Source organism: Aeromonas sp. OTU364 (assembly GCF_038440395.1).
In the GTDB taxonomy this organism is placed as follows: Bacteria; Pseudomonadota; Gammaproteobacteria; order Enterobacterales; family Aeromonadaceae; genus Aeromonas.
On record NZ_JASATR010000011.1, the window covers coordinates 115,700 to 137,959 of the forward strand.

At 63.7% G+C, this 22,260-nt stretch carries 21 protein-coding genes and 7 tRNA genes; 13 read left to right on the forward strand and 15 right to left on the reverse strand.

All coding sequences use genetic code 11. From position 1 onward, the window contains the following. Positions 1-128: 128 nt before the first annotated feature. From AAHB08_RS12600 to orn, 6 genes are all read right to left on the reverse strand, one after another. Positions 129-204 (reverse strand) — tRNA-Gly (locus tag AAHB08_RS12600). A gap of 24 nt (positions 205-228) precedes the next feature. Next, positions 229-304: transfer RNA gene (locus AAHB08_RS12605), tRNA-Gly, on the reverse strand. A gap of 38 nt (positions 305-342) precedes the next feature. Next, positions 343-418 (reverse strand) — tRNA-Gly (locus AAHB08_RS12610). A gap of 29 nt (positions 419-447) precedes the next feature. After that, a tRNA-Gly gene (locus AAHB08_RS12615) sits at positions 448-523 on the reverse strand. A gap of 24 nt (positions 524-547) precedes the next feature. Beyond that, positions 548-623, reverse strand: a tRNA-Gly gene (locus AAHB08_RS12620). Between the two features lie 177 nt (positions 624-800). Next, positions 801-1,346 carry an oligoribonuclease gene (orn, locus tag AAHB08_RS12625; RefSeq protein WP_139436732.1) on the reverse strand — a complete coding sequence of 182 codons (546 nt, stop codon included), beginning with the start codon at positions 1,344-1,346 and terminating at the stop codon, positions 801-803. 91 nt (positions 1,347-1,437) lie between these two features. Here orn and rsgA point away from each other — a divergent pair, with 91 nt between their 5' ends. The 5 genes from rsgA to AAHB08_RS12650 are packed head-to-tail and all read left to right on the forward strand — an operon-like array spanning position 1,438 to position 4,316. After that, entirely contained in the window at positions 1,438-2,472 is a 1,035-nt protein-coding gene (gene rsgA, locus AAHB08_RS12630) for a small ribosomal subunit biogenesis GTPase RsgA (RefSeq protein WP_041205120.1), read from the forward strand. Positions 2,473-2,514: 42 nt separating this feature from the next. Beyond that, entirely contained in the window at positions 2,515-3,387 is an 873-nt protein-coding gene (gene asd, locus AAHB08_RS12635; RefSeq protein ID WP_342059106.1) for an archaetidylserine decarboxylase, read from the forward strand. Continuing rightward, positions 3,384-3,656, forward strand: coding sequence for a VF530 family protein (locus tag AAHB08_RS12640; protein WP_342059107.1), 273 nt, complete (start codon positions 3,384-3,386; stop codon positions 3,654-3,656). Before asd ends, AAHB08_RS12640 begins: the two co-directional genes overlap by 4 nt. Beyond that, the gene (locus AAHB08_RS12645) at positions 3,646-3,909 is read left to right on the forward strand and encodes a DUF2960 domain-containing protein (protein WP_005327324.1); all 264 of its coding nucleotides are present in this window, start codon (positions 3,646-3,648) and stop codon (positions 3,907-3,909) included. The genes AAHB08_RS12640 and AAHB08_RS12645 overlap by 11 nt, the downstream gene beginning before the upstream one ends. 2 nt (positions 3,910-3,911) lie before the next feature. Further along, a complete protein-coding gene (locus AAHB08_RS12650) occupies positions 3,912-4,316 on the forward strand; it encodes a hypothetical protein (RefSeq protein WP_342059108.1) in 405 nt (134 codons plus the stop codon). Between the two features lie 216 nt (positions 4,317-4,532). Here the strand turns inward: AAHB08_RS12650 and AAHB08_RS12655 are convergent, their stop codons facing one another. Further along, positions 4,533-4,862 (reverse strand): carboxymuconolactone decarboxylase family protein, encoded by a 330-nt coding sequence (locus AAHB08_RS12655; protein WP_024945875.1) that lies wholly within the window; start codon positions 4,860-4,862, stop codon positions 4,533-4,535. A gap of 113 nt (positions 4,863-4,975) precedes the next feature. Between AAHB08_RS12655 and AAHB08_RS12660 the strand changes: the two genes are divergently transcribed. Then, positions 4,976-5,893, forward strand: a complete 918-nt coding sequence (locus tag AAHB08_RS12660) for an AraC family transcriptional regulator (RefSeq protein WP_342059109.1) — start codon at positions 4,976-4,978, stop codon at positions 5,891-5,893. 63 nt (positions 5,894-5,956) lie between these two features. On the opposite strand, the gene AAHB08_RS12665 is transcribed toward AAHB08_RS12660, so the two are convergent. Beyond that, on the reverse strand, positions 5,957-6,451 hold the full coding sequence (locus AAHB08_RS12665; RefSeq protein ID WP_342059110.1) for a hypothetical protein: 495 nt from the start codon (positions 6,449-6,451) through the stop codon (positions 5,957-5,959). Between the two features lie 166 nt (positions 6,452-6,617). On the opposite strand from AAHB08_RS12665, the gene AAHB08_RS12670 reads away from it, so the two are divergent. Then, a complete protein-coding gene (locus AAHB08_RS12670; RefSeq protein ID WP_139436744.1) occupies positions 6,618-8,588 on the forward strand; it encodes a putative bifunctional diguanylate cyclase/phosphodiesterase in 1,971 nt (656 codons plus the stop codon). Between the two features lie 70 nt (positions 8,589-8,658). Here the strand turns inward: AAHB08_RS12670 and rraB are convergent, their stop codons facing one another. Next, positions 8,659-8,994 carry a ribonuclease E inhibitor RraB gene (rraB, locus tag AAHB08_RS12675; protein ID WP_025325934.1) on the reverse strand — a complete coding sequence of 112 codons (336 nt, stop codon included), beginning with the start codon at positions 8,992-8,994 and terminating at the stop codon, positions 8,659-8,661. Between the two features lie 610 nt (positions 8,995-9,604). Between rraB and AAHB08_RS12680 the strand changes: the two genes are divergently transcribed. Together AAHB08_RS12680 and AAHB08_RS12685 are read left to right on the forward strand one after the other, a co-directional pair. Further along, positions 9,605-9,680: transfer RNA gene (locus AAHB08_RS12680), tRNA-Phe, on the forward strand. 5 nt (positions 9,681-9,685) lie between these two features. Continuing rightward, positions 9,686-9,761: transfer RNA gene (locus AAHB08_RS12685), tRNA-Asn, on the forward strand. A 64-nt stretch (positions 9,762-9,825) separates the two neighbouring features. Here AAHB08_RS12685 and AAHB08_RS12690 read toward each other — a convergent pair. Next, the gene (locus AAHB08_RS12690; RefSeq protein ID WP_342059111.1) at positions 9,826-10,047 is read right to left on the reverse strand and encodes a hypothetical protein; all 222 of its coding nucleotides are present in this window, start codon (positions 10,045-10,047) and stop codon (positions 9,826-9,828) included. 522 nt (positions 10,048-10,569) lie between these two features. On the opposite strand from AAHB08_RS12690, the gene AAHB08_RS12695 reads away from it, so the two are divergent. Together AAHB08_RS12695 and AAHB08_RS12700 are read left to right on the forward strand one after the other, a co-directional pair. Next, a complete protein-coding gene (locus AAHB08_RS12695) occupies positions 10,570-11,847 on the forward strand; it encodes an alpha/beta hydrolase (protein ID WP_342059112.1) in 1,278 nt (425 codons plus the stop codon). Positions 11,848-11,946: 99 nt separating this feature from the next. Beyond that, positions 11,947-15,510: an ATP-binding cassette domain-containing protein gene (locus tag AAHB08_RS12700; RefSeq protein ID WP_342059113.1), complete on the forward strand. Its 3,564-nt coding sequence runs from the start codon at positions 11,947-11,949 to the stop codon at positions 15,508-15,510. A gap of 43 nt (positions 15,511-15,553) precedes the next feature. On the opposite strand, the gene AAHB08_RS12705 is transcribed toward AAHB08_RS12700, so the two are convergent. From AAHB08_RS12705 to trmB, 5 genes are all read right to left on the reverse strand, one after another. Beyond that, positions 15,554-15,763: a YgdI/YgdR family lipoprotein gene (locus AAHB08_RS12705; RefSeq protein ID WP_041205103.1), complete on the reverse strand. Its 210-nt coding sequence runs from the start codon at positions 15,761-15,763 to the stop codon at positions 15,554-15,556. A gap of 202 nt (positions 15,764-15,965) precedes the next feature. Continuing rightward, complete coding sequence (locus AAHB08_RS12710; protein WP_446699531.1) at positions 15,966-17,249, reverse strand: rhodanese-like domain-containing protein; 1,284 nt, start codon at positions 17,247-17,249, stop codon at positions 15,966-15,968. Between the two features lie 38 nt (positions 17,250-17,287). Further along, positions 17,288-18,208: a glutaminase B gene (gene glsB / locus AAHB08_RS12715; protein WP_202046621.1), complete on the reverse strand. Its 921-nt coding sequence runs from the start codon at positions 18,206-18,208 to the stop codon at positions 17,288-17,290. 97 nt (positions 18,209-18,305) lie between these two features. After that, the gene (locus AAHB08_RS12720) at positions 18,306-18,638 is read right to left on the reverse strand and encodes a YggL family protein (protein ID WP_446699530.1); all 333 of its coding nucleotides are present in this window, start codon (positions 18,636-18,638) and stop codon (positions 18,306-18,308) included. A 42-nt stretch (positions 18,639-18,680) separates the two neighbouring features. After that, positions 18,681-19,394, reverse strand: a complete 714-nt coding sequence (trmB, locus tag AAHB08_RS12725) for a tRNA (guanosine(46)-N7)-methyltransferase TrmB (protein WP_139436010.1) — start codon at positions 19,392-19,394, stop codon at positions 18,681-18,683. Between the two features lie 276 nt (positions 19,395-19,670). Between trmB and AAHB08_RS12730 the strand changes: the two genes are divergently transcribed. After that, positions 19,671-20,738, forward strand: a complete 1,068-nt coding sequence (locus AAHB08_RS12730; protein ID WP_342059115.1) for a M28 family metallopeptidase — start codon at positions 19,671-19,673, stop codon at positions 20,736-20,738. A gap of 245 nt (positions 20,739-20,983) precedes the next feature. Then, on the forward strand, positions 20,984-22,165 hold the full coding sequence (locus tag AAHB08_RS12735) for an aminotransferase-like domain-containing protein (RefSeq protein ID WP_319912635.1): 1,182 nt from the start codon (positions 20,984-20,986) through the stop codon (positions 22,163-22,165). Positions 22,166-22,260: the final 95 nt, after the last annotated feature.

The window sequence follows — 22,260 nt, forward strand, 5'->3', positions numbered from 1 at the left end:
GATTGGAGCGGGAAACGAGACTCGAACTCGCGACCCCAGCCTTGGCAAGGCGCGGATCATGCTCTACCAACTGGATGTGGCAATGAGTGCGTTTAAATATTGGATTTGTGTACTGCGAGGAGAGAGATTGGAGCGGGAAACGAGACTCGAACTCGCGACCCCGACCTTGGCAAGGTCGTGCTCTACCAACTGAGCTATTCCCGCAACAGGATGTCTTCTGCACATGATTGGAGCGGGAAACGAGACTCGAACTCGCGACCCCGACCTTGGCAAGGTCGTGCTCTACCAACTGAGCTATTCCCGCATCGGAATAATCATCTGCAGTAGCTTACTAATACGTATTGGAGCGGGAAACGAGACTCGAACTCGCGACCCCGACCTTGGCAAGGTCGTGCTCTACCAACTGAGCTATTCCCGCTACATGTGTCTTGAGGCTGTGCTGATGATTGGAGCGGGAAACGAGACTCGAACTCGCGACCCCGACCTTGGCAAGGTCGTGCTCTACCAACTGAGCTATTCCCGCATCGGAATATCATCTGCAAACTTTTGGAGCGGGAAACGAGACTCGAACTCGCGACCCCGACCTTGGCAAGGTCGTGCTCTACCAACTGAGCTATTCCCGCAACTACCTTAAAACGGCCGTACAGCATTTGGTTGCTTGCGCTACTGTACGGGAGCCGAATTATAAGAGCAGTCATTCCAATTGCAAGGGCTTTTTTGTCACTGTGCAGCCGTTCGCTCAAAAGCTGGCCGAACTGCCGATTTTAGCAACCGGGCGACGGCAACCCCTTGCCGGAGACTCAGATTTTGAAGACGTGGCTGCGGTAGAACTGCAGTTCGGCGATGGACTCGCGGATGTCGTCCAGCGCCTGGTGGGAACCGCTCTTGGTGAACTTTTCCAGCAGCTCCGGCTGCCAGCGGCGCACCAGCTCCTTGATGGTGCTGACGTCGACGTTGCGGTAGTGGAAGAAGGCTTCCAGCTCGCCCATGTGCTTGACCATGAAGCGGCGATCCTGGCCTATGCTGTTGCCGCACAGGGGGCTGGTGCGCTCCGGCACCCACTGGCGGATGAACTCGAGGGTCTCGGCCACGGCGCGGGCTTCGTCGTGCTCGCTCGCCTTGACCCGGGCCACCAGCCCGCTCTTGGTGTGGGTGTTGACGTTCCACTCGTCCATCTTGGCCAGCTCTTCATCGCTCTGGTGAATGGCGATGACGGGCCCTTGTGCCAGCACGTTCAGATCCTTGTCGGTGATGATGGTGGCAATCTCCAGAACCACGTTCTCTTCGGGGTCCAGCCCCGTCATCTCCATGTCGATCCATACCAGGTTCTGCGCGCTGACTGTCATGATTGCTCTCTCTATTGGGAGGAATGGCGGAATTTTGCCAATTTGCATGTATCATACTGGCTTTGGATCTGTTCATAAACTGGCGAATCGAGTGGCAAAGAAAGCAAAACTCAATCTGGGTCAACAGAGGCGCGTTCAGGCCAACCGCGAGCGGCGGCTGCAAAAAGATCACACCACTGTGGTGGATGACACCCTGTTTGGCCCGGCCATCGAAGGGGTGGTGATCAGCCGCTTCGGCCAGCATGCGGACGTGGAAGCCGTCGACGGCACCATACACCGCAGCAACCTGAGGCGCAGCAGCATCAACAGCCTGGTGTGCGGTGACAAGGTGGTGTGGCGTCCCGGTCTCAATGCCGCGACCGCCGGGGTCATCGAGGCGGTGCATCCCCGTCACTCGGTGCTGACCAGGCCGGACTTCTACGACGGGGTCAAACCCATCGCCGCCAACATCGACCAGATAGTCATCGTCTCGGCGGTGATGCCCGAGTTCTCCACCAACATAGTCGACCGCTACCTGGTGGCCGCCGAGGATGTGGAAATCGCCCCCCTCATCGTGCTGAACAAGGTCGACATGCTGGACGAGGCGGCCCGCACCCGGGTCGAGGGCCAGCTCGCCGCCTACCGCAAGCTCGGCTACCCGGTGATCCTGGTGAGCTGCGAGAGCGGCGAAGGGCTCGATGCGCTCAAGGCCGCCCTGACCGACAAGATCAGCATCTTCGTCGGCCAGTCCGGGGTGGGCAAGTCGTCCCTGACCAACGCCCTGATGCCGGGGCTCGGCGTGCTCACCGGCGAGATCTCCGAAAACTCGGGGCTGGGCACCCACACCACCACCACGGCGCGGCTATATCACTTCCCGAGCGGCGGCGATCTCATCGACTCCCCCGGGATCCGCGAGTTCGCCCTCTGGCACCTGGAAGCCGATCGCATCACCTGGTGTTTCGTGGAGTTTCGCGACTACCTCGGCAGTTGCAAGTTCCGCGACTGCACCCACAAGGACGATCCCGGCTGCGCCCTGCGGGCGGCGGTCAGCAGTGGCGCCATCAGCCCTGACCGCTTCCACAACTATCACCGCATCCTGGAAACCATGCAGGAAGCCCGCCACGGTCGGCAACAAGCCCGGCTGTGACCCAATCAACCTCCCTCTTTTTAGAAAGAGCAGATGAAGATCATGAGCATCACTGACAACCTGAAAATTGCCGGTCAATACTGCCTGCCCAAACACGCCCTCTCCCGCCTGGTCGGCAAGCTTGCCGCCGCCGAGGCTGGCAACCTCACCACCCGGGTGATCGAGGCCTTTATCAAGCAGTACGGCGTCGACATGAGCGAAGCGCTGCACGAAGATCCGGCCCACTACGCGAGCTTCAACGCCTTCTTCACCCGTGAGCTCAAGCCGGGGATCCGCCCCCTGGTCGAGGATGCCATGACCCTGGCCCTGCCGGTGGACGGCACCGTCAGCCAGCTCGGCCCCATTAGCCAAGGCCGCATCATCCAGGCCAAGGGCCACGACTACAGCGCCCGCGAGCTGCTGGGCGGCTTCGAGGATCTGGTGGCGCCATTCAAGGATGGGGACTTTGCCACCATCTATCTGGCGCCCAAGGATTACCATCGCATCCACATGCCGCTGGACGGCGTGCTGGAGAGCATGGTGTTCGTGCCAGGGGATCTCTTCTCCGTCAACCCGCTCACCGCCGAGAACGTGCCCAACCTGTTCGCCCGCAACGAGCGGGTGGTTGCCACCTTCCGCACCCCCCACGGCCCCATGGCGCTGGTGCTGGTTGGCGCCACTATCGTCGCCAGCATCGAGACCATCTGGGCCGGCAACATAGCGCCGACCAAACAGAAGGAAGTGGTGCGCTGGGATTACACCGGCGATGAGGCCATCACCCTGCAAAAGGGCGCCGAGATGGGCCTGTTCAAGCTCGGCAGCACCGTCGTCTGCCTGTTTGGCCCGGGCATGCTGGCCGGTTTCGAACCCCACCTGGCCAACGGCGTCACCACCCGCATGGGTCAGCCCTTTGCCAAGCTGGTGGAGCAGGCATGAGTGACCAGTCCAAGCCTGCTAGCTCGCAGAAAAACAACCCGCTGCACGGGCTGACCCTGGAGGCGATCGTCACCGCCCTGGTCGAGCACTACGGCTGGGAAGCCCTGGGACAGCAGATCAACATCCGCTGCTTCACCGACGATCCCAGCGTCAAGTCCAGCCTGAAGTTCCTGCGCAAGACTCCCTGGGCGCGAGAGAAGGTAGAGAGCCTCTATCTCTACGTTCAGCGCAAACAGGCCAAACAGAAGGAAGACCCCAGTGGCGTTTAAGATTACCTACACCTACAAGAAGCAGGCCAAAGAGATAGGCTACGCCAACGACAAGTTCAACAGCATCTATGACGCCATCGCCGCGGCCGAGGGGCTGGATCTCTCCAGCTTCCACGCCATGGAGGCCCAGCTGGCCCAGGTGTGCCGCCGCGACAAGAAGAGCGTGAAGGACTACAGGGAGAACTACTTCAAGGAGCTAGGCTTCTCCAACGTCGTGATCGAACGGGACAATCTCGAAGACAAGCAGGAGTGAGCATGCGAACCCTGACTCTGATGGCCGCCTTCCTGCTGCTGGCGGCCTGCAGCACCCAGACTCCCCAGCGGGTCGGCAACGATCAGGATGCCCACGGCTGCCGTGCCAGCGCCGGTTACCAGTGGTCCCCCCTGCTCGGCCAGTGCGTACGCCTGTTCGAACAGGGGGTGCGCCTGCAATCCCTCGAGGCCACCGAGACCGGCAGCGCCTTCGTGCTGTTCAACGCCGATCAGAGCAAGGCCGAGCTGACCCTGCCAAGCGGCGAGCTGATCCCCCTTGACCGCCAGGGCGAGGAGGGAAACTGGTCCTGGCAGGGAGGGGCCTACCAGCTCTTCCCCTGGAAGGGCTATGTGCTCAAGTCCGGCGAGCGGGCGCTGTTTCACGGTGACAGCGCACTCCAGCCCTGATCCCCTGAGATAAGCATCCAACCCCCGGCCCAGCCGGGGGTTTTGTTTTTGGAAAGCGCAAACCATGGCCGGCAGGCCAGCCCGCAGACAAAAAAGCCACGCCCGTGGGGCGCGGCAAAGGTAGGCAGGGCCACTCAACTTGCTGGAACCGACAGGGACTGGCCGGCAGACCGACAACCTGGCGGCAGGGCGGCGTCAGAGCCGCCCCACCCAGGCTCAACGGTCGATGGCATCCAGCACCCGGGCTGAATAGACCATGGCGGCGCCGGCATTCATGGCAACGGCGACCCCCAGTGCATCGGCAATCTCCGCCCGGCTGGCCCCCTGCTTGAGGGCGGCATCGGCATGGACGGCGATGCAGCCATCGCAGCGAGTCGTGACGGCCACCGCCAGCGAGATGAGCTCGCGAGTCTTGCCATCGAGTACGCCGCTCTTGCTGCCGGCGGACGACAGCTGCTGATAACCCTTGAGGGTATCCGGGCTCAGGGTGCCCAGCTCCATGACGCGGCCCATCAACTGTTTACGGTATTGATCCCAGTCTTGCATCTTGACTCTCCGGTGTGACAGAACAGGCCCCTGCCTGCTCGATGAAGCCAGTATTGCATCGAGACTTGAGTCGTTTAATACTTTAAAGACGCAAATAACAGTCAAATAGAATCATGAACCAGATAGACCAGCTGATCAGCCAGGCCGGCATCCAGGGCACGTTCGATGTGCGCTGCCTCTATCGTGGCGGTTTCAGGCTGCCCCACGCGCAGAGCCCGGCCGGGGTGATGCCGTTTCACCTGCTGATGAAGGGAGAGATCCGGGTCACCACGGCGCAGGGAGACGACGTGGCACTGCGCCCGGGCGATCTGCTGCTGCTGCCCGGTGGCGAGCCTCATACCATCTGGCGGGAAGGCGACCCCCTGACCCTGGCCGAGCCGGGCGACGGACTGCTGCCACTGAGGGGCGATGGCGGCGATCAGGTGGAGTTTCTGTGCGGCGAGTACCGCTATCAGGGACCGCTGCGGCCGCTGTTGCTGGATGCCCTGCCCAGCCCGCTCTGCATCCCGCTGCTCGCCAGCGAGTCCCGTCAGGCGCTGGAGCTGGTCTTGAGCCTGATCCAGCAGGAGCTGGCCCGCGAACAGCAGGGCTCGGGGGCGGTACTGACGGCCCTCAGTCAGGTGCTGCTGGCCATGGGGCTGCGGGCTCATGCCAGCGATCCGCACGGGGCGCTCGGGCTGGTCGGCGCCCTGCAAGACCCCAGGCTGGGCCGCTCGCTGCAGGCCATGCTGGCCGACCCGGCTCACCCCTGGAGCGTGGATGAACTGGCGGCGCTGGCCGCCATGTCCCGCGCCACCTATTTTCGCCACTTTCGCCAGCGGCTGGGCTGCAGCGTCTGGGAGTTCATGGTGCGGGTGCGGATGGTGCGGGCGGCCGAGCTGCTGCGCCACCCGGCTCAACTCCCCCTCGGCGAGGTGGCGCAACGGGTCGGCTATCAGTCGGAGGCCTCCTTTGCCAAGGCATTCAAGCAGTCGAGCGGGATGGCGCCTGGTCGCTTTCGCCAGCAGGGCTGGCCTGCCCTGCCCGGCTAGCGGGCCAAAAACAAAAACCCCGTTGCAGGCAACGGGGTTTTCATGCGCACAGGCAGGGCAGGATCAGTTGCCCAGGGTGGTGAACAAACTCTGCTCCAGGCTGCCGCGGGAGACGCAGACCGGGGTGATGGAGGGAGCCAGCACGCGCTCGCCGGAGGACTCGACGAAGTAGAGCTGGGTGTTGCCCTTGACGTTGACGGTCGCCACGCTGTTGTTGCCGCTCTGGGTGATGATCAGGTTGATCTGCAGATTGGGGTTGCCCAGTGCGACCTTGGAACCCATGGTGCCGCAATCCAGCCACTCCAGCCCCTCGGCCGAGTTTTCGACGTTGGCGGTCATCAGACCTGAGCCACGCTGGCTGTTTTCGATGTTCAGACCGTGATCGCCAAACCACTTCTCGGCGCGGGCCCACACCAGATCCACCGGAATTGCCATCTCCTGGGTGTTGTTGGTCGCCTTGGCAACCGGCGGGGTATAGCGGTACTGCTCGCCACCATTGTTGTCACTGGCACAACCCACCATCAACAGGGCCAGGGCGCCCCCCATTATCTTCTTCATGCTGCTTCTCTCGTCCATAAGGCCATAGGCCAACCGGCGGCTATTATGGCGATCACGACACAGACTGTCAGCAGGGATCCTCATAAATGGCGGATTCTTAACCCAAGCTTTACAAAACTGACCTGTTATCATAGATTTGCTCGAAGTCTCCCCCGTGAGTGCTCACGTGAATTCTTCGCTCTCCCTGGCGCTGCTGCAGCAGATCATCGACCAGTTACCCATGAATATCTTCTGCCGGGATACGGCCGGACGGTACCTGTTTGCCAACAAGGCTTTCGCCCGGGAGGCCGGGCTGCCGCAACCGAGCGACCTCATCGGCAAGACGGACGCCGAGATGCCCTGGGGCGATCTGTTTCGCGAGGAGGACGGGCGCCTGCTGGCCGAAGGCAAGCCCCTATTGCACCAGCAATTGCACTGCCACGGTGGCGCCGGCGCCAACTGGATGGAGATCCACAAGGTGCCGCTCTATGACGAGCAGGGCAACCCCCTCGCCCTCTTTGCCATGGTCAGCGCCATCGATCAGCGCAAGGAGCTGGAACAGACCTTCCGCCAGCAGCAGCTGCTGCAACGCCGCCTGCTTGACGCCATTCCGGATCTCATTCGCCTCGAAGATCACCAGGGCGTGCTCATCGACTGCAATCAGGCCTTCCTCGACTTCATGGGGCTGACGGCAAGCGATGCCCTGGGTCGGCGAGTGCCCCCCCGCCTGCCCGTCGAGCAGACCCTGGGACAGGGGGAATATTGCGTGGTGGATGCCCAGGGCAAGGGGCGCCACCTGGAGGTCACCCGGGTCGAGGTGCCGGACGACGAGGGCAACTCCCTCGGCATTCTCACCCTGAGCCGCGACATCACAGGGCTGCGCACCACCCAGGCCCAGTTGCAACAGGAGCAGCACTACGACAGCCTCACCGGCCTGCTCAAGCTCTCCCATTTTCTGCAGACCAGCCGCCACCTCGGCGCCCGCAAGGCCAGCCTGCTGCTGGTGGATCTGCAACATTTTCGCGAGATCAACGATCGCTTCGGCATCCGGGTTGCCGACCGCCTGCTCAGCCAGGTGGCGCGCCGCCTGCAACGGCTCGCGCCGCCCCAGTCCCTGCTCTGCCGGGTCGCCGCCGATGACTTCGCCCTGCTGCTGCCCGAGCTTCCCCTCTCCCTGGATGAGTGGAGCCGCAACCTGCAGCAGGAGCTGATGGCCCCCTACCAGGTCGAAGAGCACAGGATCCAGATCCCGGTCTTCCTCGGCATCGCCCACGGCAAGGCCAAGGAGGCCGAGCGCCTGCTGAGCCACGCGGAAGCCGCCCTGGCCCAGGGCAAGCGCCAGCAGCAGCACTGCACCCTGTTCGACCCCGAGCTGGACGCCAAGCTCAAGCGCCGTCAGCACATCGCCGCCCAGCTGCCGCTGGCCATCAAGTCGGCCGAGCTGACCGCCGTCTACCAGCCCATCATCTGCACCCACAGCAACCGGCTGCACGGGGCCGAACTGCTCTGCCGTTGGCCTCATCCTGAGTTCGGCATGATCTCCCCCGACGAGTTCATTCCCCTGGCGGAAGAGCTGGGCCTCATCGGCCAGCTCGGCCAGCTGATGCTGGAGCTGGGTTGTGCCCAGCTGGCCCGCTGGCAGGTGGCGGCGCCGGATCTGGTGCTCTCCATCAACCTGTCACCGCTGCAGTTCCGCGACCCCGAACTCTGCCCGCAGATCTTCGACTGCATCGAGCGCCATGGGCTGGCCCCCTGGCAGCTGGAACTGGAGATCACCGAAGGGGTGCTGATGGAGAATGCCGACGAGATAGAGAGCAACCTGGCCTGCCTCATCGAGGCGGGCTTCCAGCTCGCCATCGACGACTTCGGCACGGGTTACTGCTCCCTCGCCTATCTGCCGAGGCTGCAGGTGGCCACCCTCAAGCTCGACAGAAGCTTCACCCAGGGGCTGGCCAGCAACCAGGCCACCACCGCCATAGTGCGCTCCGTCATCGGGCTCGGCCATGAACTCGGCATCAGGATCACCGCCGAAGGGGTGGAAACCGTGGAGCAGCAGGCCTGGCTGGCCCAGGCGGGCTGCGATCGCCTGCAGGGCTACCTGTTCAGCCGCCCCCTGCCCCCCGCCGAGTTTGCCCGCAACTACCAGTTGCCGGCCTGAGGCACCAGCAACAACAAGGCCACCCTAGGGTGGCCTTGTTGTGTTTGCAGACGCATCGACTCTGGCGCGCTTACTCCTGGAAGTAGGTGCCCCAGCCGTCGTAGTCCACGCCGTATTTTTCCAGGATGGGCAGCATCTTCTCGATGTCGGCCACTATGGTCTCGATATCCAGCTTGCACTCCACTGTGGCATCGAAGCAGAAGATGGTGGCGCCGTCATCCAGCTCCATCTCCTCGGCATCTGTCACCTCAAAGCCGGCCTTGAACAGATCGACCGCCGCCTTCTCCAGCAGATCGAAGTCCTGGCAGGCAAAGTGGTGCTCAATCTCGTAGTCCAGACTCGGGTTGCTGCCATCGGCCAGCAGCTCGTTGACGATGGCGGTGGTCTCGTCGCGCCACTCTTGCATGTTGATACTCATATAAACCCCAGGCGGTATTGGATGGATGTCAGCCCCTGCTGGCAGGCACGCTGCGGCCGCGTCGGCCCGGGTCGCCGCCAGGGGGATGGTTGCGGCAAAGCATACCCGCAGAGCGCAACGGGCTCAATGCGGCGGACCAAGATAACTGCCTTGCCCGCTCCCCACCAAAGGGGAGTGCCCGTAAAAAGGTCAAAACGTGCAATAACCCGCCTTTGACAGGCACAGTCCCCTCCGGCTTGAGGCAAGCAAGACAGATTGCAGGCTCTTTGGGGATCGGTGTTTCCCACCCCGGAGGTGCCGATGACGAGGGTCAGCCCGGGAGCATGAAAGAGCTCGTTTGAATGACACCCCCTCAGAAGCAAGGCGCCCGCTCATCGGCTCGCCCCTATGATGGACCTGGGTCATGGTCGTCACTGAGTCATGACGCCCGTCCAGGGGGAATCCGCCCCCCCTTTGCCCGGGTTGCCCATGAAAACGGCGCGACAGGGCGGAAAAACGGATGAAACAGGGCCGATTGTTCGGTTATCGAGCGAACGATGCCACAATCTGCCCCCGGCGGTTGACACCTCGGCGCAGAAAGGGTTTAATGCGCGCCGTTGCCCAGATAGCTCAGTCGGTAGAGCAGGGGATTGAAAATCCCCGTGTCGGCGGTTCGATTCCGTCTCTGGGCACCAATAATTCCTCCTTAGTTCAGTCGGTAGAACGGCGGACTGTTAATCCGTATGTCGCTGGTTCAAGTCCAGCAGGAGGAGCCAAATTCGAAAGGCCCGCTCATCTGAGCGGGCCTTTCTGCATCTCCCCTTCCCGAAATGTCATCCCCTAATAGCGATTCTCGTCACCGTGCCAGACATGACCGGCAGAACATGCCCGGGCGACCTCGTGACAAGGATCATCGGCATGAGAGTGAAAGAAGTGCTGATCTTGTTGCAGCAGGAGCGAACTCATCGAGTGGCTGATACCGGCCAGAGCCTCGCCAGCGGTCAATCCTGCAACCCGGTGATCTGTGGCCAAATGAGCCAGTACCCGTTCACGACTATTCATGATCGCCTCCCTCTGTGGATCCCGTCGTAAATTGACCATAGCAGCAGGTATCAGACTACCGCAAACCCGCGCCGGCAAAGGGCTCCAGGCCGGTCCACCCCTGCTGGAAAAGGGAGACAAATGAAGAGGCCCACCCTGTCGGGTGGGCCTTTCATGGCTGCTAGCCGCCGTTACAGGCCGCCAGCAACAGGGTCGCCCCGCAGGTGGCGCTGAATACCAGCAACCCCGCCTGCAGCACGCCCTCAGGATCCGTCTCTTTTCTTCTCTTTCTGAACCTTATCCATCGCGGCTTCATCGAGCCCACCTCATCCTGTTGTGTCCAGCTCCCCTGCCCTCCTCGGCAGGCCGCTCATCTTGATCCCGGTTCAGCTCAAGGTCAATCGGTCCGCAACAATAAAGCGGCCGGGCGCTCGGGAGAGAGCCTCGTCATGGGTCCGCCCAATATCGGGAAAACCGGCGTGACCCGTCTGCGAGCCGGGGCTATGATGAGGCCGACGATTTCCGATCCCAGGGAGACCCCAGATGAGCAGCCCCTTGCACTATGTGCTGGATGGCATCCATTGCGAGCCACACTTCTTCACCGTGCCCCTCAACCACCAGAAACCGGATGACGAGGAGAGCATCACCCTGTTTGGCCGCACCCTCTGTCGCCAGGACAGGCTGGATGACGAGCTGCCCTGGCTGCTCTATCTGCAGGGGGGGCCGGGCTTTGGCGCGCCGCGCCCGACCGCGAGCGGCGGCTGGATCAAACGGGCCCTGCAGGAGTTTCGGGTGCTGCTGCTCGATCAGCGCGGCACCGGCCACTCCAGCCCCATCAGCGCCGAGGCGCTGGCCGGGCTCACCCCGGGGGAGCAGGCCGACTACCTCGGCCATTTTCGCGCCGACAGCATAGTGCGGGACGCCGATTACATTCGCGAGACCCTGAGCCCGGACCGGCCCTGGAGCCTGCTTGGCCAGAGCTTCGGCGGCTTTTGCAGCCTCACCTATCTCTCCCTGTTCCCGGACAGCCTGCACGAGGTCTACCTCACCGGCGGCGTGGCCCCCATAGGTCGCAGCGCGGACGAGGTCTACCGCGCCACCTATCAACGGGTGGCGGACAAGAACCGCGCCTTCTTCGCCCGCTTCCCCCATGCCCAGGCCATCGCCAACCGGCTGGCGACCCACCTGCACCGCCACGACGTGCGCCTGCCGAACGGCCAGCGCCTGACGGTGGAGCAGCTGCAGCAGCAGGGGCTGGATCTCGGCGCCAGCGGCGCCTTCGAGGAGCTCTACTACCTGCTGGAGGACGCCTTCATCGGCGAGCGGATCAACCCCGCCTTCCTCTACAAGATGCAGGCCATGCAGCCGTTCAACACCAATCCGGTGTTCGCCATTTTGCACGAGTCCATCTATTGCGAGGGGAGCGCAAGCAACTGGGCGGCCGAGCGGGTCAGGGGGGAGTTTCCGGCCCTGGCCTGGGCGCCCGGCAAGGATTTCGCCTTCACCGGCGAGATGATCTTCCCCTGGATGTTCGAGCAGTTCCGCGAGCTGATGCCGCTCAAGGAGGCCGCCCACCTGCTGGCCAAGAAGGCCGATTGGGGGCCCCTCTACGACCCGGATCAACTGGCTAAGAACCCCGTGCCCGTCGCCTGCGCCGTCTATGCCGAGGACATGTACGTGGAGTTCGACTACAGCCGCGACACCCTCAAGGGCCTTGGCAACAGCCGCGCCTGGATCACCAACGAGTACGAGCACAACGGCCTGAGAGTCGACGGCGAGCAGATCCTGGACAGGCTCATCCGCATGAATCGGGATCGCTGATCCCGCTCGGGCGACGAGTCCGCCATAAAAAGAATATCGAGGGCGGCCCATGAGCCGCCCCGCCCTGTCGGAAGCAACACAAAACAACAAGGACACCCTTTGGATCATCCGGAAACCTCGGCCGGCTGGCTGAGCCGCCTCTTCTATCACTGGACGGGCCCGCTGCAACGCAAGGGGCTGACCGAGCCCCAGGTCGGTCTCGACGATCTCTACCCCCTGCTGCCGGAAGACAGGCGCGACACGCGGGCCGATGCCTTCCTCGCGCTCACCGCCGCTGCGCCGGTGCGCCCCTGGCCCATCATGGCCTTTATCTGGCGCCACTACCGCCGCCGCATCGGCCTGCTCACCCTGTTGCAGCTGATCGGCATGCTGGCCACCCTGGCCAGCCCCTGGTTGCTCAACCACAGCATGACCCAGCTCGGCACCGATGCCAGCACCGGCCACAAGCTGCTGCTCGCCTTCGCCCTGTTTGCCTCGGTGCTCGCCGCCGGCATGCTGGCGGAGCACTCCCTGCAACTGGCGCTCAAGATGCACGTCCCCATTCGCCGCCTGCTGGCCGAATCCCTGCTCGCCAAGGTGATGAAGCTCGGCGGCAAGAGCTTCGATGACAGGGCCGGTGGCCGGGTACAGAACCTCATCAACCGGGACGTGTGGGACATCACCTGGATATTGGCGGATCCCGCCATGCCGCTCACCATGGCACTGCAACTGGCGGGCACCATAGCCCTGCTGGTGTGGCAGGTGGGCAGCGCCGGTCTGGTGGGCTTTGCTGTGCTCACCCTGCTGCTGCTGCTCTCCACCCGGGTGGTGCGCCGCATGAACCAGCAGGAGCAGCAACTCAAGCGCCAGCAGGACGAGCGCAACGGCATACTGGCGGAGTACATCAAGAAGCTGCGGCTGGTGCGCCAGAACGGCCTCGGCGCCTTCTTCACCCGGGCGGCCAATGCCAAGCGCCAGCAGGAGCTGGGGGTGCTCGGCCGGGTGCTCAAGCTCGATGCCATCAACAGCTTCCTGATGATGAGCACCCCGCTGCTGGTGACGCTCGCCACCTTCACCACCTATCTGGCCTCGGGCCAGAGCCTGACCCTGCCCCAGGTGTTCACCACCATAGCCCTGTTCGCCGTGCTGCGGATCCCCATGATGCGGCTGCCTTACCTCATCCGCACCCTGATCAACTTCAATACCGGCTTCAACCGGCTGTGCGAGTTTCTGAGCAGCCCGGAGCAGCACCGGGATCTCGGCGATCCCAGCCTGCCGGTCGGCAGCCTGCGGCTGGAAGAGGTCACCGCCCTGCACCAGCAAAAACCGGTGCTGCAGGGGGTCAGTCTGCACATCGAGCCGGGGGAGCTGGTGGGGATCACGGGGGCAACCGGGGCGGGCAAGAGCTGCCTGTTGCACCTGGTCGCCGGTTTTGACAACGGCTTTGAGGGGACTGTCCGTCGCAACGGCCGGGTGGCGCATCTGGGCCACAAGCCCTGGCTGATGAACGACAGCATCCGCAACAACATTCTGTTCGGCCAACCCTGGGACGAGGCACGCTACCACTGGGTGCTCGGTGCCTGCGCCCTCACCACGGATCTGGGGCTGCTGAGCCACGGGGATCAGACCCTGGTGGGTGAGCTCGGCACCCGCCTCTCCGGCGGCCAGCAGCAGCGGGTCGCCCTGGCCCGCGCCCTCTATGCAGAGGCCGACATCCTGCTGCTGGACAACCCCTTGTCTGCGCTGGATCCCATGGTCTCGGCCCAGGTGCTGGAGCAGGGGCTCGCCTTCAAGCCGGGGCCGACCCGGCTGCTGGTGAGTCACGACCCGGACGTGCTGGCCCACTGCGATCGGGTGATCCGCATCGAGCAGGGCCGCCTGGTGGAGCTCGACGCCCACCAGCTGGCGGATCTTATCCAGCACCCGCAGCCCACTCCTCCGGTCCCCCCCCAGGAGGCGGAGCAGTTCAGCGAAGAAAAAGTGGTGGAGGGCAAGGTGGACTGGGGGCTGTTCGGCTTCATGTGGCAGCGCCTGGCCGCCCCCGGCGCCATCCTGATCGCCCTGCTGCTCACACTGGGTCAGGAGGGGCTGCGCATCGCCTCGGATCTCTGGCTCGGCGGCAAGGCCGAGGTGAGCGATGTGAATACCCTGCTCGGCATCTATGTGCTGCTGGGGGCGGGATCGCTGGTCTGCATCATGGTGGTGCGGGTCATCAACTACAAACTCGGCCTCAAGCTGGCCTGGACCCTGTTCGACGGCATGCTGGGCCGCATCAGCCGCGCCCCCATGGCGTTCTTCGACAAGGTGCCCCAGGGGCGCATCCTCAACCGCTTCGACCGAGATCTCGGGGAGGCCCAGGAGGTGCTGCTGTCCATGCTGATGGGACTGTTCGGCATGCTGGTCTCTGTGCTGCTGCAGGTGGTGGTCATCGGCATCAACATTCCCCTGCTGCTGCTCATCGCCCCCCTGGTGGGCTGGGCGCTCTACGTGCTGCAACGGCGCTACCGGGCGGTGCAGCTCAAGCTGCGGCGCCAGTCCTCGGTGCTGCGCTCCCCGCTCTACATCAGCATCAGCGAGACCATTCGCGGCGCCCCCGCCCTGCGTCTGGCCGGGGCCGAGCGCTTCGCCCTGGATCAGGTGCTGCATCACTATGACAACAACCTGCGCAGCTGGTACACCACCACCTCCATCAACCGCTGGCTCGGCATGCACCAGACCCTGCTCTCCGCCGCCCTGGTGGGGGCAGTGGCACTGATGGTGGCCTTTGGCAACAGCCCGCTGCTGGGGGCCGTGGCCATCACCTACGCCTTCACCGCCTCGGCCATGCTCAACTCCCTGATCCGTACCTTCGCCGAAGTGGAGCAGGTGATGAATGCGGTGGAGCGGGTGCGTGAATACAGCGAGATAGAGAGCGAGCGCCAGGAGGGAGAGACCCTCGCCACCCCCCATCCGGCGGTGCGCTTCGACAATCTGGGGCTGCGCTACCCGGGCGCCAGCCAGTGGGCCCTGCACAGGGTCAACTTCGAGCTGACCCCCGGCGAGAAGGTGGGGGTGTGCGGGCGTACCGGGGCAGGCAAGAGCTCCCTGCTCGGGGTGCTGCAGGCCATGTATCCGGCCTCCCAGGGAGAGATTTACTACGGCGATCAGCCGCTCTCTGCCCTGGCGCCGGAGGCGGTGCGCGCACTCTATGACACCGTCTCCCAGATCCCCCTCACCTTCTTCGGCACCCTGCGCGCGAATCTCGCCCCCCTGAGCGAGCAGAGCGATGCCGCGCTGGAGCAGGCGCTGGCCCGGGTCGGCCTGGCCGAGCGCTGCGCCGGCCGGCTGGACGAGGATCTCGACCGCTTGCAGCTCTCCGCTGGCGAGACCCAGCTGCTGGTGATCGCCCGCATCCTGCTGTCGCGCCGCCCCCTCATAGTGCTGGACGAGGCGACCTCGGACCTCAGCCACGGCGGCATGCGCAAGATGGCGGAGCTGCTCTATCGCTACCGGCCACAGGCCAGCTATCTGGTGATAGCCCACCATCTGGAGCCGCTCCTGTCGGTGGACAAGGTGGTGGTGATGGAGGCAGGCACAGTGGTGGAGCAGGGCTCTCCGGTCAGCCTGCTGGCCAATCCGGGCTCCCGCTTCCACCAGCTGTTCGCCGGTCAGGTGAACCGCCAGGTGGGGGAGCTGACGGGCTGAAACAAAAAGGGCTGCCCGCGGGCAGCCCTGCTCGTCGCGCGTCTCAACGCTCCATGATCTGGGTGATGTCATCCTTGTTGATCAACATCTCCCGCCCCTCTTCGTCGTAGTAGCGGTACATGCCCGTGTCCTCATCCAGCCTGGGCTTGCTGTCGGTGGTAATCATCTTCCCGTCCCGGGTGCTCATGATGTATTGGGAGCTGCACGCCACCAGCCCCAGCATGCACACCAGGATCATCATCAGTCGTTTCATCGCCCGCCTCTTCTCCCTCCGGCATCCTCAGGACGAGGATGTTTCTTGAAGCCTAGCTCAAGCGCAGCCCCCCGAACGAGTGCGGCCAGAATATGAAAACAGCTATGTTGATCAGAGAGTTAACAGCGGGATGAGCCTGGATGCGCCAATGAAAAAGGCCGGACATTCGTCCGGCCTTTACCAGGGCAACGCATTGGTGTCATCAGCCCTTGGGCTTGCGCTCACCGGTGACAGTGGGGTTCTTGGGGTCTGAGCTCCACTCGTACCAGCCGCCGTCGTAGACGCTGATCCGCTTCCAGTCCATCAGCCAGGCGTAGAAGAAGGCCTCGGAGGCGCGCCAGCCGGTGCCGCAGTAGAAGGCGGCCTGCTGGGTCGGCTCGATGTTCCACTGATCCCACATGGCGAGGATCTCGCGGGCCGGTTTCATGGTGCCGTCCGGGTTGTGGAAGTCGCTCATGCTGTTGGCATCCACGCCGCCGTGACCCCACTTGGCCCCGGGAATGTCGCCCTTGGGCTTGATGTAGCTGTAGCCGGAGGTGTTGCCGACAAACTCGTCCCAGGTGCGCACGCTGACCAGGGCACTATCGGGCTGCTTGAGCAGCGCCTTGGCCTGGTCCAGGGTGGTGTAGTACTCGGGATGGGCCGGAATGGCCACGCCAAACTCCTTCACCGGCTCAAACTTGTTGGCAAGGCCGGTTTCGGTGCGCAGGTGCTGCACGAACCAGGCATCCAGGCCGCCGTCCAGCAGGCGCACGTCCTCCACCCCGGCATACATCATCAGGTGAGCGGCACGGGCCGCCGCCATGGTGTTGCGACCATAGACGATGACGGTGGTGTCGTGGCGGATGCCGTTCTCCAGCAGCAGCGCCTTGAGCGCCTCGTCAGAGACCTTGTTCCACAGCGGCTCCTCTTCCAGGCGGTTGGTGTCGATGTAACCGGCCCCCGGGATATGGCTCAGCAAGTAGGCCTTGGGCGAGCCCCAGTCCACCTCGAAAACCTTCCAGTCCCCCTTGGGGGCGGCCGCCACCGGCTTGCCGGCCTGCAGATCGGCGAGCCAGAGCGGGTAGACCAGCTGCTGCCAGCGGGCCAGGTGCTCGCGCGGCGCGCTCTGCCAGCCCTGCAGCTCGAACAGCTGCTTGATGCCCTGCTGGCGCAGCAGACGGGCCACCTCGGCCACTTCCCGCGGGGCGCCGTAGAGGGCGACCGGCAGATCGGCCTTCAGCCCCTTGCTCGCGAGCGCCTTGGGCCACTCTTCGTCACTGTATTTCCACTCGGCGGAAAGGTTCTCTGCGCCGGCCACGTGGCCCCCCTGCTTTTCGCCTGCCATGGGCCAGCCCTGGTAGAAGTAGCTGGGGCGGGTATCCAGGATCACGGCCTGCTTCGCCTTGGCATCGGCCAGGGAGAGAGGAGGCAGTTCGGCGGCCAGGGCGGGCCAGGCACACCAGAGCAGCAGGGCGGCCAGGCCGCTGCGCCACAGTCCAGTCATTCGTTTCATGATGTTGTCTCGATGCATAGTGAACAAAGTTAAAAAATGGAGCGGCCGAGGCGCTCGGCCAGCAGCTCCAGCGCCGCCGTGCCCGCCAGGGAGTTGCCCGCCTTGTTGAGTTCGGGGGACCAGACGCAGACCACCAGCTCGCCGGGGATCAGCGCCATGATGCCGCCCCCCACCCCGGACTTGCCCGGCATGCCGACCCGGTAGGCGAAGTCGCCCGCCTCGTCATAGAGGCCGCAGGTGGCGAGCAGGGCATTGACCTGCTTGGTGGTGCGGGCTGGCAGCAGCGGCGAGCTCTCGCCGAGCGGCACGCCGCGGTTGGCCAGGTAGATGAATGCCCGGGCCAGATCGACGCAGCTCATGCGGATGGCGCAGGCATTGAAGTAGCTCTGCAACACCTTGTCCACCTCGTTCTCGAAGTTGCCATAGGCCTTCATCAGGTAGGCGATGGCGGCGTTGCGGGCGGCGTGCTGATATTCGGAGCGGGCCACCACCTGGTCCGCCATGATGGCGGGATTGCCGCACAGGCGACGCACCAGTTCCAGGGTCCGTTGGCGCGGGGCCGTGAGCCGGGTCTCCAGCAGATCGCTCACCACCAGGGCGCCGGCATTGATGAAGGGGTTGCGGGGAATGCCGTGCTCGAACTCCAGCTGCACCAGGGAGTTGAACGGCTGACCTGAGGGCTCCTTGCCCACCCGGGCCCAGATCTCCTCCTCCTGGTAGAGGGTGAGCGCCAGGGTCAGGCTCAGGGCCTTGGAGATGCTCTGGATGGAGAAGGGCTCGCAGGCGTCACCGGCGGTGAACAGCTCCCCCTCCACGGTGCAGACGGCGATCCCGAGCCTGTCCGCCGGCACCTGCGCCAGCGCGGGAATGTAATCGGCCACCTTGCCCTGCCCGAGCAGCGGGCGCACCTCTTCCAGGATGCTGGCCAGTAATTCGGATGACAACACCATCGACGATTCCATGACGTGAGACGAGGTGAGGCGAGGCTCACCGACAAAAATCCCGCCGGCGGCGGGATTTTCTATCTGCCCGAGAGGCAGTCGGATATCAGGCCGGCTCACCGTACCAGAGATCGAACAGCTCGGTGACCACCACGGCCTCCATCCCCTTGCCTTCCAGCCAGGATCTGACGGCGGCGCGGTCCTCTTCGGTACACTTGCCCAGTTGCTGGGTGCAGATCATCCCTTCCCAGGCCAGGTGGCCTGAACCGGCGAAGGCCAGCTTACGGGGTTCAACAACCTCATCGATCATCGCATCGACTACCGCATCGATGGTCTCTTCGGCAGTGCCGACCGGGAAGTTGAAACTGATGTCGAAACCCATTTCCTGGAATTCATCGACGCGCAGTTTCTTACGCAGACGGCGGCTACGATTGGCCATGATAGCTCCTCAAGTTAGTGGATACGGAGTTGACGTGCCAGCTCAGCTGACACGCTTGAAAATCAGATCCCAGACCCCGTGGCCCAGACGATGGCCACGTTGCTCGAATTTGGTCAGCGGGCGCCAGTCGGGACGGGGCACCCAGTTGCCGGTGGCGGAGGTGTTCTCGTACCCCTCGGCGGCGCTCATCACTTCCAGCATGTGCTCGGCGTAGTTTTCCCAGTCGGTGGCCATGTGGAAGACGCCACCGATGGCGAGCTTCTGGCGGATGTCCTGGGCGAAGGCCGGCTGTACGATGCGGCGCTTGTGGTGGCGGCTCTTGTGCCAGGGATCCGGGAAGAAGAGCTGCAGGCAGGAGAGTGAACCGTTCGGGATCATGTGCTCCAGCACCTCCACCGCATCGTGACAGATCACGCGCAGGTTGGTGACGCCCGCTTCCTGGGCGGTGCCGAGGCAGGCCCCCACGCCCGGGGAGTGCACCTCGATGCCGATGAAGTTCTTCTCGGGGGCATTCCTGGCCATCTCCACCAGGGAGGCGCCCATGCCGAAGCCTATTTCCAGCACCACAGGGGCTTCGCGGCCAAACAGCGCCACCATGTCCAGGGGTTGTGGTGCAAAATCGATGCCCATGACCGGCCAGAGCTCTTCCAGGGCCTTCTCCTGCCCTTTGGTCAGGCGGCCTTCGCGACGGACGAAGCTGCGGATCTTGCGCATGAACTTGCCGTCTTCGTTAAATACATCTTGGGTCACAGGCATATTTGTCTCGTTATTTCATCAATCCGGGTAACAGAACCGGGGTCAATCCGGGTTTAGGCCGACCTGGTGGTTCGTTATTTCATCAATCGGCAAAAACAGGGGAGCGAATTATCCCAAGATAGGCCCAAGGCGCAAGTGTTTCGCACAACAAATCCCCCCTGACTGACCAATTCCGCCACTGCGGTTGACAAATGCCACCCCCTTCACAGAATCTGCGGGGCGTCAGGTGCATCCTGACGCGGAAAAATAAAACCATACACAACAAAGGATTGCAGTATGAAAAAAGCCCTTTTGACCCTCGCCATCTCGGCCCTGCTGGCCGGATGCAACCCCTCGGACAATGACTCCCAGCCCCCTGCGCCCGCCACCCAGGCCTATGAATACCTGGTGCAGCTGAGCTCGAGTGCCGAAGGCATAGGTGCCAGACCCACGGGCACCGAGGCCGAGACCCGTGCCGCGGCCTGGATCCAGGACCATCTGACCGGCTGGGGCTACGAGGTGCAGAACCAGCCCTTCAGCTACACCCGAAGCGGCACCGAGAAGCACTCCCAGAACCTGGTCGCCGAGCTCAAGGGCCAGAGTGACAAGGTGATCCTCATCGGTGCCCACTACGACAGCACCGGCGAGAAGAAGGGCTCCGAAGGCGCCACCGACAACGGTGCCGGTGTCGCGGCCCTGCTGGCGGTCGCCGAGGCGCTCAAGGGAGAGACCCTGCCCTACACGGTGCGCTTCGCCTTCTTCGGGGCGGAGGAGAACGGCCTCAACGGCTCCAAGGCCTATGCCGCCAGCCTCGACAGCGACGCCGTCGCCAAGCTGCTGGCCATGGTGAACTACGACACCATAGCCGGGGGCGACATCGTCTACGTCCACTCCGCCCACTCCGACGTGGCCGAGTACAACTGCGCCGAGCCGGGCCGCTACAGCTTCGATCCCAAGGTGCGCGATCGCCTGCTGGCCATCTCCAAGCAGAGCGCCACCCCGTTCGCCATTCACCCCAGCTACGACGGCTACCCGGAAGGGGAGACCGGCAGCTGGTCGGATCATGCGCCTTTTGCCTGCCTGGGGGTGCCCATCGCCTACGTGGAGGCCACCAACTTCACCATCAACGGGGAGGATGGCTATGACGGCTACTCCCAGAGCACCAACCCGGCGCTGTGGGACTGCTACGACGAGGCCGGCAAGAGCGCCTGCGATCGGGACAGCGAGACCCAGTGGGGCAAGATCTGGCACACGGAGCACGACCGCCTCGACAAGATGGCCGAACTGTTCCCGGGCCGGGTCCAGCAGCAACTCGGTGCCAACACGGATCTGATGATCAGCTTCTTGAAAGATCCCGGACTCTGAGTACCAAGCCGATGATCTGCCTCTTCAAGCTGAAAGAGCCCGGGCTCCAGGCTCAGGGCAGATGAACGCCTGGCAGGGGTTTTGGCGCCCCCGGCCAGGGTAGAGACGATAAAATTCGGGCAGGTGCCAAACCTGCCCTTTTTTATGGATTTTTGTGACAGCCATTGCCTCATTTCTGAAATCTGATACAAACGGATAACCTGGCGGTTGAATGGAGCGACCGCCACCTAGTCAGAGAGAACCCTATGCAGCCGTTTTTTGCCCAGCGCTTCGAGAAGGTCGAGCCTTCCTTTATCCGTGAAATCCTGAAAGTCGCCGCCAATCCGGAGATCATCTCCTTCGCCGGCGGCCTGCCCAATCCCCACCTGTTCCCGGTCAAGGCCATCGAGCAAGCCTGCCAGGACGTGCTGCGCGAGCAGGGCGCTGCGGCGCTGCAATACGCCACCACCGAAGGGTTCGCCCCGCTGCGCCAGTACATCGCCGATCGCTACCAGAGCCGCCACGGCATGGAGGTCAACCCGGACAACATCCTGATCACCAGCGGCTCCCAGCAGGCGCTGGATCTGCTGGGCAAGGTACTGGTGGACGAGGGGCAGGATCTCATCATCGAAGAGCCGGGCTACCTGGGTGCCATCCAGGCGTTCTCCGTCTATCAACCGAATTTCAGGCCCATCACGCTCGGGGAAGAGGGACTGGATCTGGCCGCGCTGGATGCGCTGCTGGAGCAGGGATCCAGCGCCAGGCTGCTGTACGGCGTGCCCAACTTCCAGAACCCGAGCGGGGTCTCCTATAGCCGTGCCAACCGCGAGGCCCTGGCCGAGCGGCTGGTGCGCCACGATCTGCTGATGGTGGAGGACGACCCTTACGGCGAGCTGCGCTTCGAGGGGGAGCACCTGCCCCCCATCGCCAAGCTGGCGCCAAACAATACCGTACTGCTCGGCTCCTTCTCCAAGACTGTGGTGCCCGCCTTCCGTCTGGGCTGGATGCTGGTGCCGGACTGGCTGCGCAAGAAGGTCACCATCGCCAAGCAGGCCACGGATCTGCACAGCAACGCCTTCAGCCAGCAGGTGCTGCACCGCTTCCTGACCGATCACTCCCTCGACGCTCATCTGGAGAAAATCAAGGAGGTCTATGGCCGCCAGCGCGCCGCCATGGAGGCCGCCCTGAGCCGTCACTGCCCGCCCGGCGTCAGCTACACCCGCCCCGAGGGGGGCATGTTCCTCTGGCTGACCCTGCCAAAAAGCATCAGCGCCATGGCCCTGTTCGACGAGGCGATCAAGGAGAAGGTCGCCTTCGTGCCCGGCGCCCCCTTCTATGTGCGCCCCGAGATCCAGAACACCCTGCGCCTGAGCTTCTCCTGTGTGGATGAAGCCACCACGGAAGAGGGCATCAAGCGCCTCTGCCGCGCCCTCTCCCGCATGCTCTGAGCCCTCTGGGGATGAAAAAAAACCAGCGACCCGGGTCGCGGGGGTTTTTTTTGGGCGCGGTGAGCCCGTGTGAGGAGGGGGACAGCCGGCGGGGG

What these genes read in the sequence shown, in the direction of transcription:
- AAHB08_RS12730 (WP_342059115.1), top strand. Translation starts at nt 19,671, where the DNA reads ATGAAAAAAGCCCTTTTGACCCTCGCCATCTCGGCCCTGCTGGCCGGA.
- trmB (WP_139436010.1), bottom strand. Translation starts at nt 19,394, where the DNA reads ATGCCTGTGACCCAAGATGTATTTAACGAAGACGGCAAGTTCATGCGC.
- glsB (WP_202046621.1), bottom strand. Translation starts at nt 18,208, where the DNA reads ATGGTGTTGTCATCCGAATTACTGGCCAGCATCCTGGAAGAGGTGCGC.
- orn (WP_139436732.1), bottom strand. Translation starts at nt 1,346, where the DNA reads ATGACAGTCAGCGCGCAGAACCTGGTATGGATCGACATGGAGATGACG.
- asd (WP_342059106.1), top strand. Translation starts at nt 2,515, where the DNA reads ATGAGCATCACTGACAACCTGAAAATTGCCGGTCAATACTGCCTGCCC.
- AAHB08_RS12650 (WP_342059108.1), top strand. Translation starts at nt 3,912, where the DNA reads ATGCGAACCCTGACTCTGATGGCCGCCTTCCTGCTGCTGGCGGCCTGC.
- AAHB08_RS12735 (WP_319912635.1), top strand. Translation starts at nt 20,984, where the DNA reads ATGCAGCCGTTTTTTGCCCAGCGCTTCGAGAAGGTCGAGCCTTCCTTT.
- AAHB08_RS12710 (WP_446699531.1), bottom strand. Translation starts at nt 17,249, where the DNA reads ATGACTGGACTGTGGCGCAGCGGCCTGGCCGCCCTGCTGCTCTGGTGT.
- AAHB08_RS12660 (WP_342059109.1), top strand. Translation starts at nt 4,976, where the DNA reads ATGAACCAGATAGACCAGCTGATCAGCCAGGCCGGCATCCAGGGCACG.
- rraB (WP_025325934.1), bottom strand. Translation starts at nt 8,994, where the DNA reads ATGCAAGAGTGGCGCGACGAGACCACCGCCATCGTCAACGAGCTGCTG.
- AAHB08_RS12690 (WP_342059111.1), bottom strand. Translation starts at nt 10,047, where the DNA reads ATGAATAGTCGTGAACGGGTACTGGCTCATTTGGCCACAGATCACCGG.
- AAHB08_RS12640 (WP_342059107.1), top strand. Translation starts at nt 3,384, where the DNA reads ATGAGTGACCAGTCCAAGCCTGCTAGCTCGCAGAAAAACAACCCGCTG.
- AAHB08_RS12695 (WP_342059112.1), top strand. Translation starts at nt 10,570, where the DNA reads ATGAGCAGCCCCTTGCACTATGTGCTGGATGGCATCCATTGCGAGCCA.
- AAHB08_RS12705 (WP_041205103.1), bottom strand. Translation starts at nt 15,763, where the DNA reads ATGAAACGACTGATGATGATCCTGGTGTGCATGCTGGGGCTGGTGGCG.
- AAHB08_RS12720 (WP_446699530.1), bottom strand. Translation starts at nt 18,638, where the DNA reads ATGGCCAATCGTAGCCGCCGTCTGCGTAAGAAACTGCGCGTCGATGAA.
- AAHB08_RS12655 (WP_024945875.1), bottom strand. Translation starts at nt 4,862, where the DNA reads ATGCAAGACTGGGATCAATACCGTAAACAGTTGATGGGCCGCGTCATG.
- AAHB08_RS12665 (WP_342059110.1), bottom strand. Translation starts at nt 6,451, where the DNA reads ATGAAGAAGATAATGGGGGGCGCCCTGGCCCTGTTGATGGTGGGTTGT.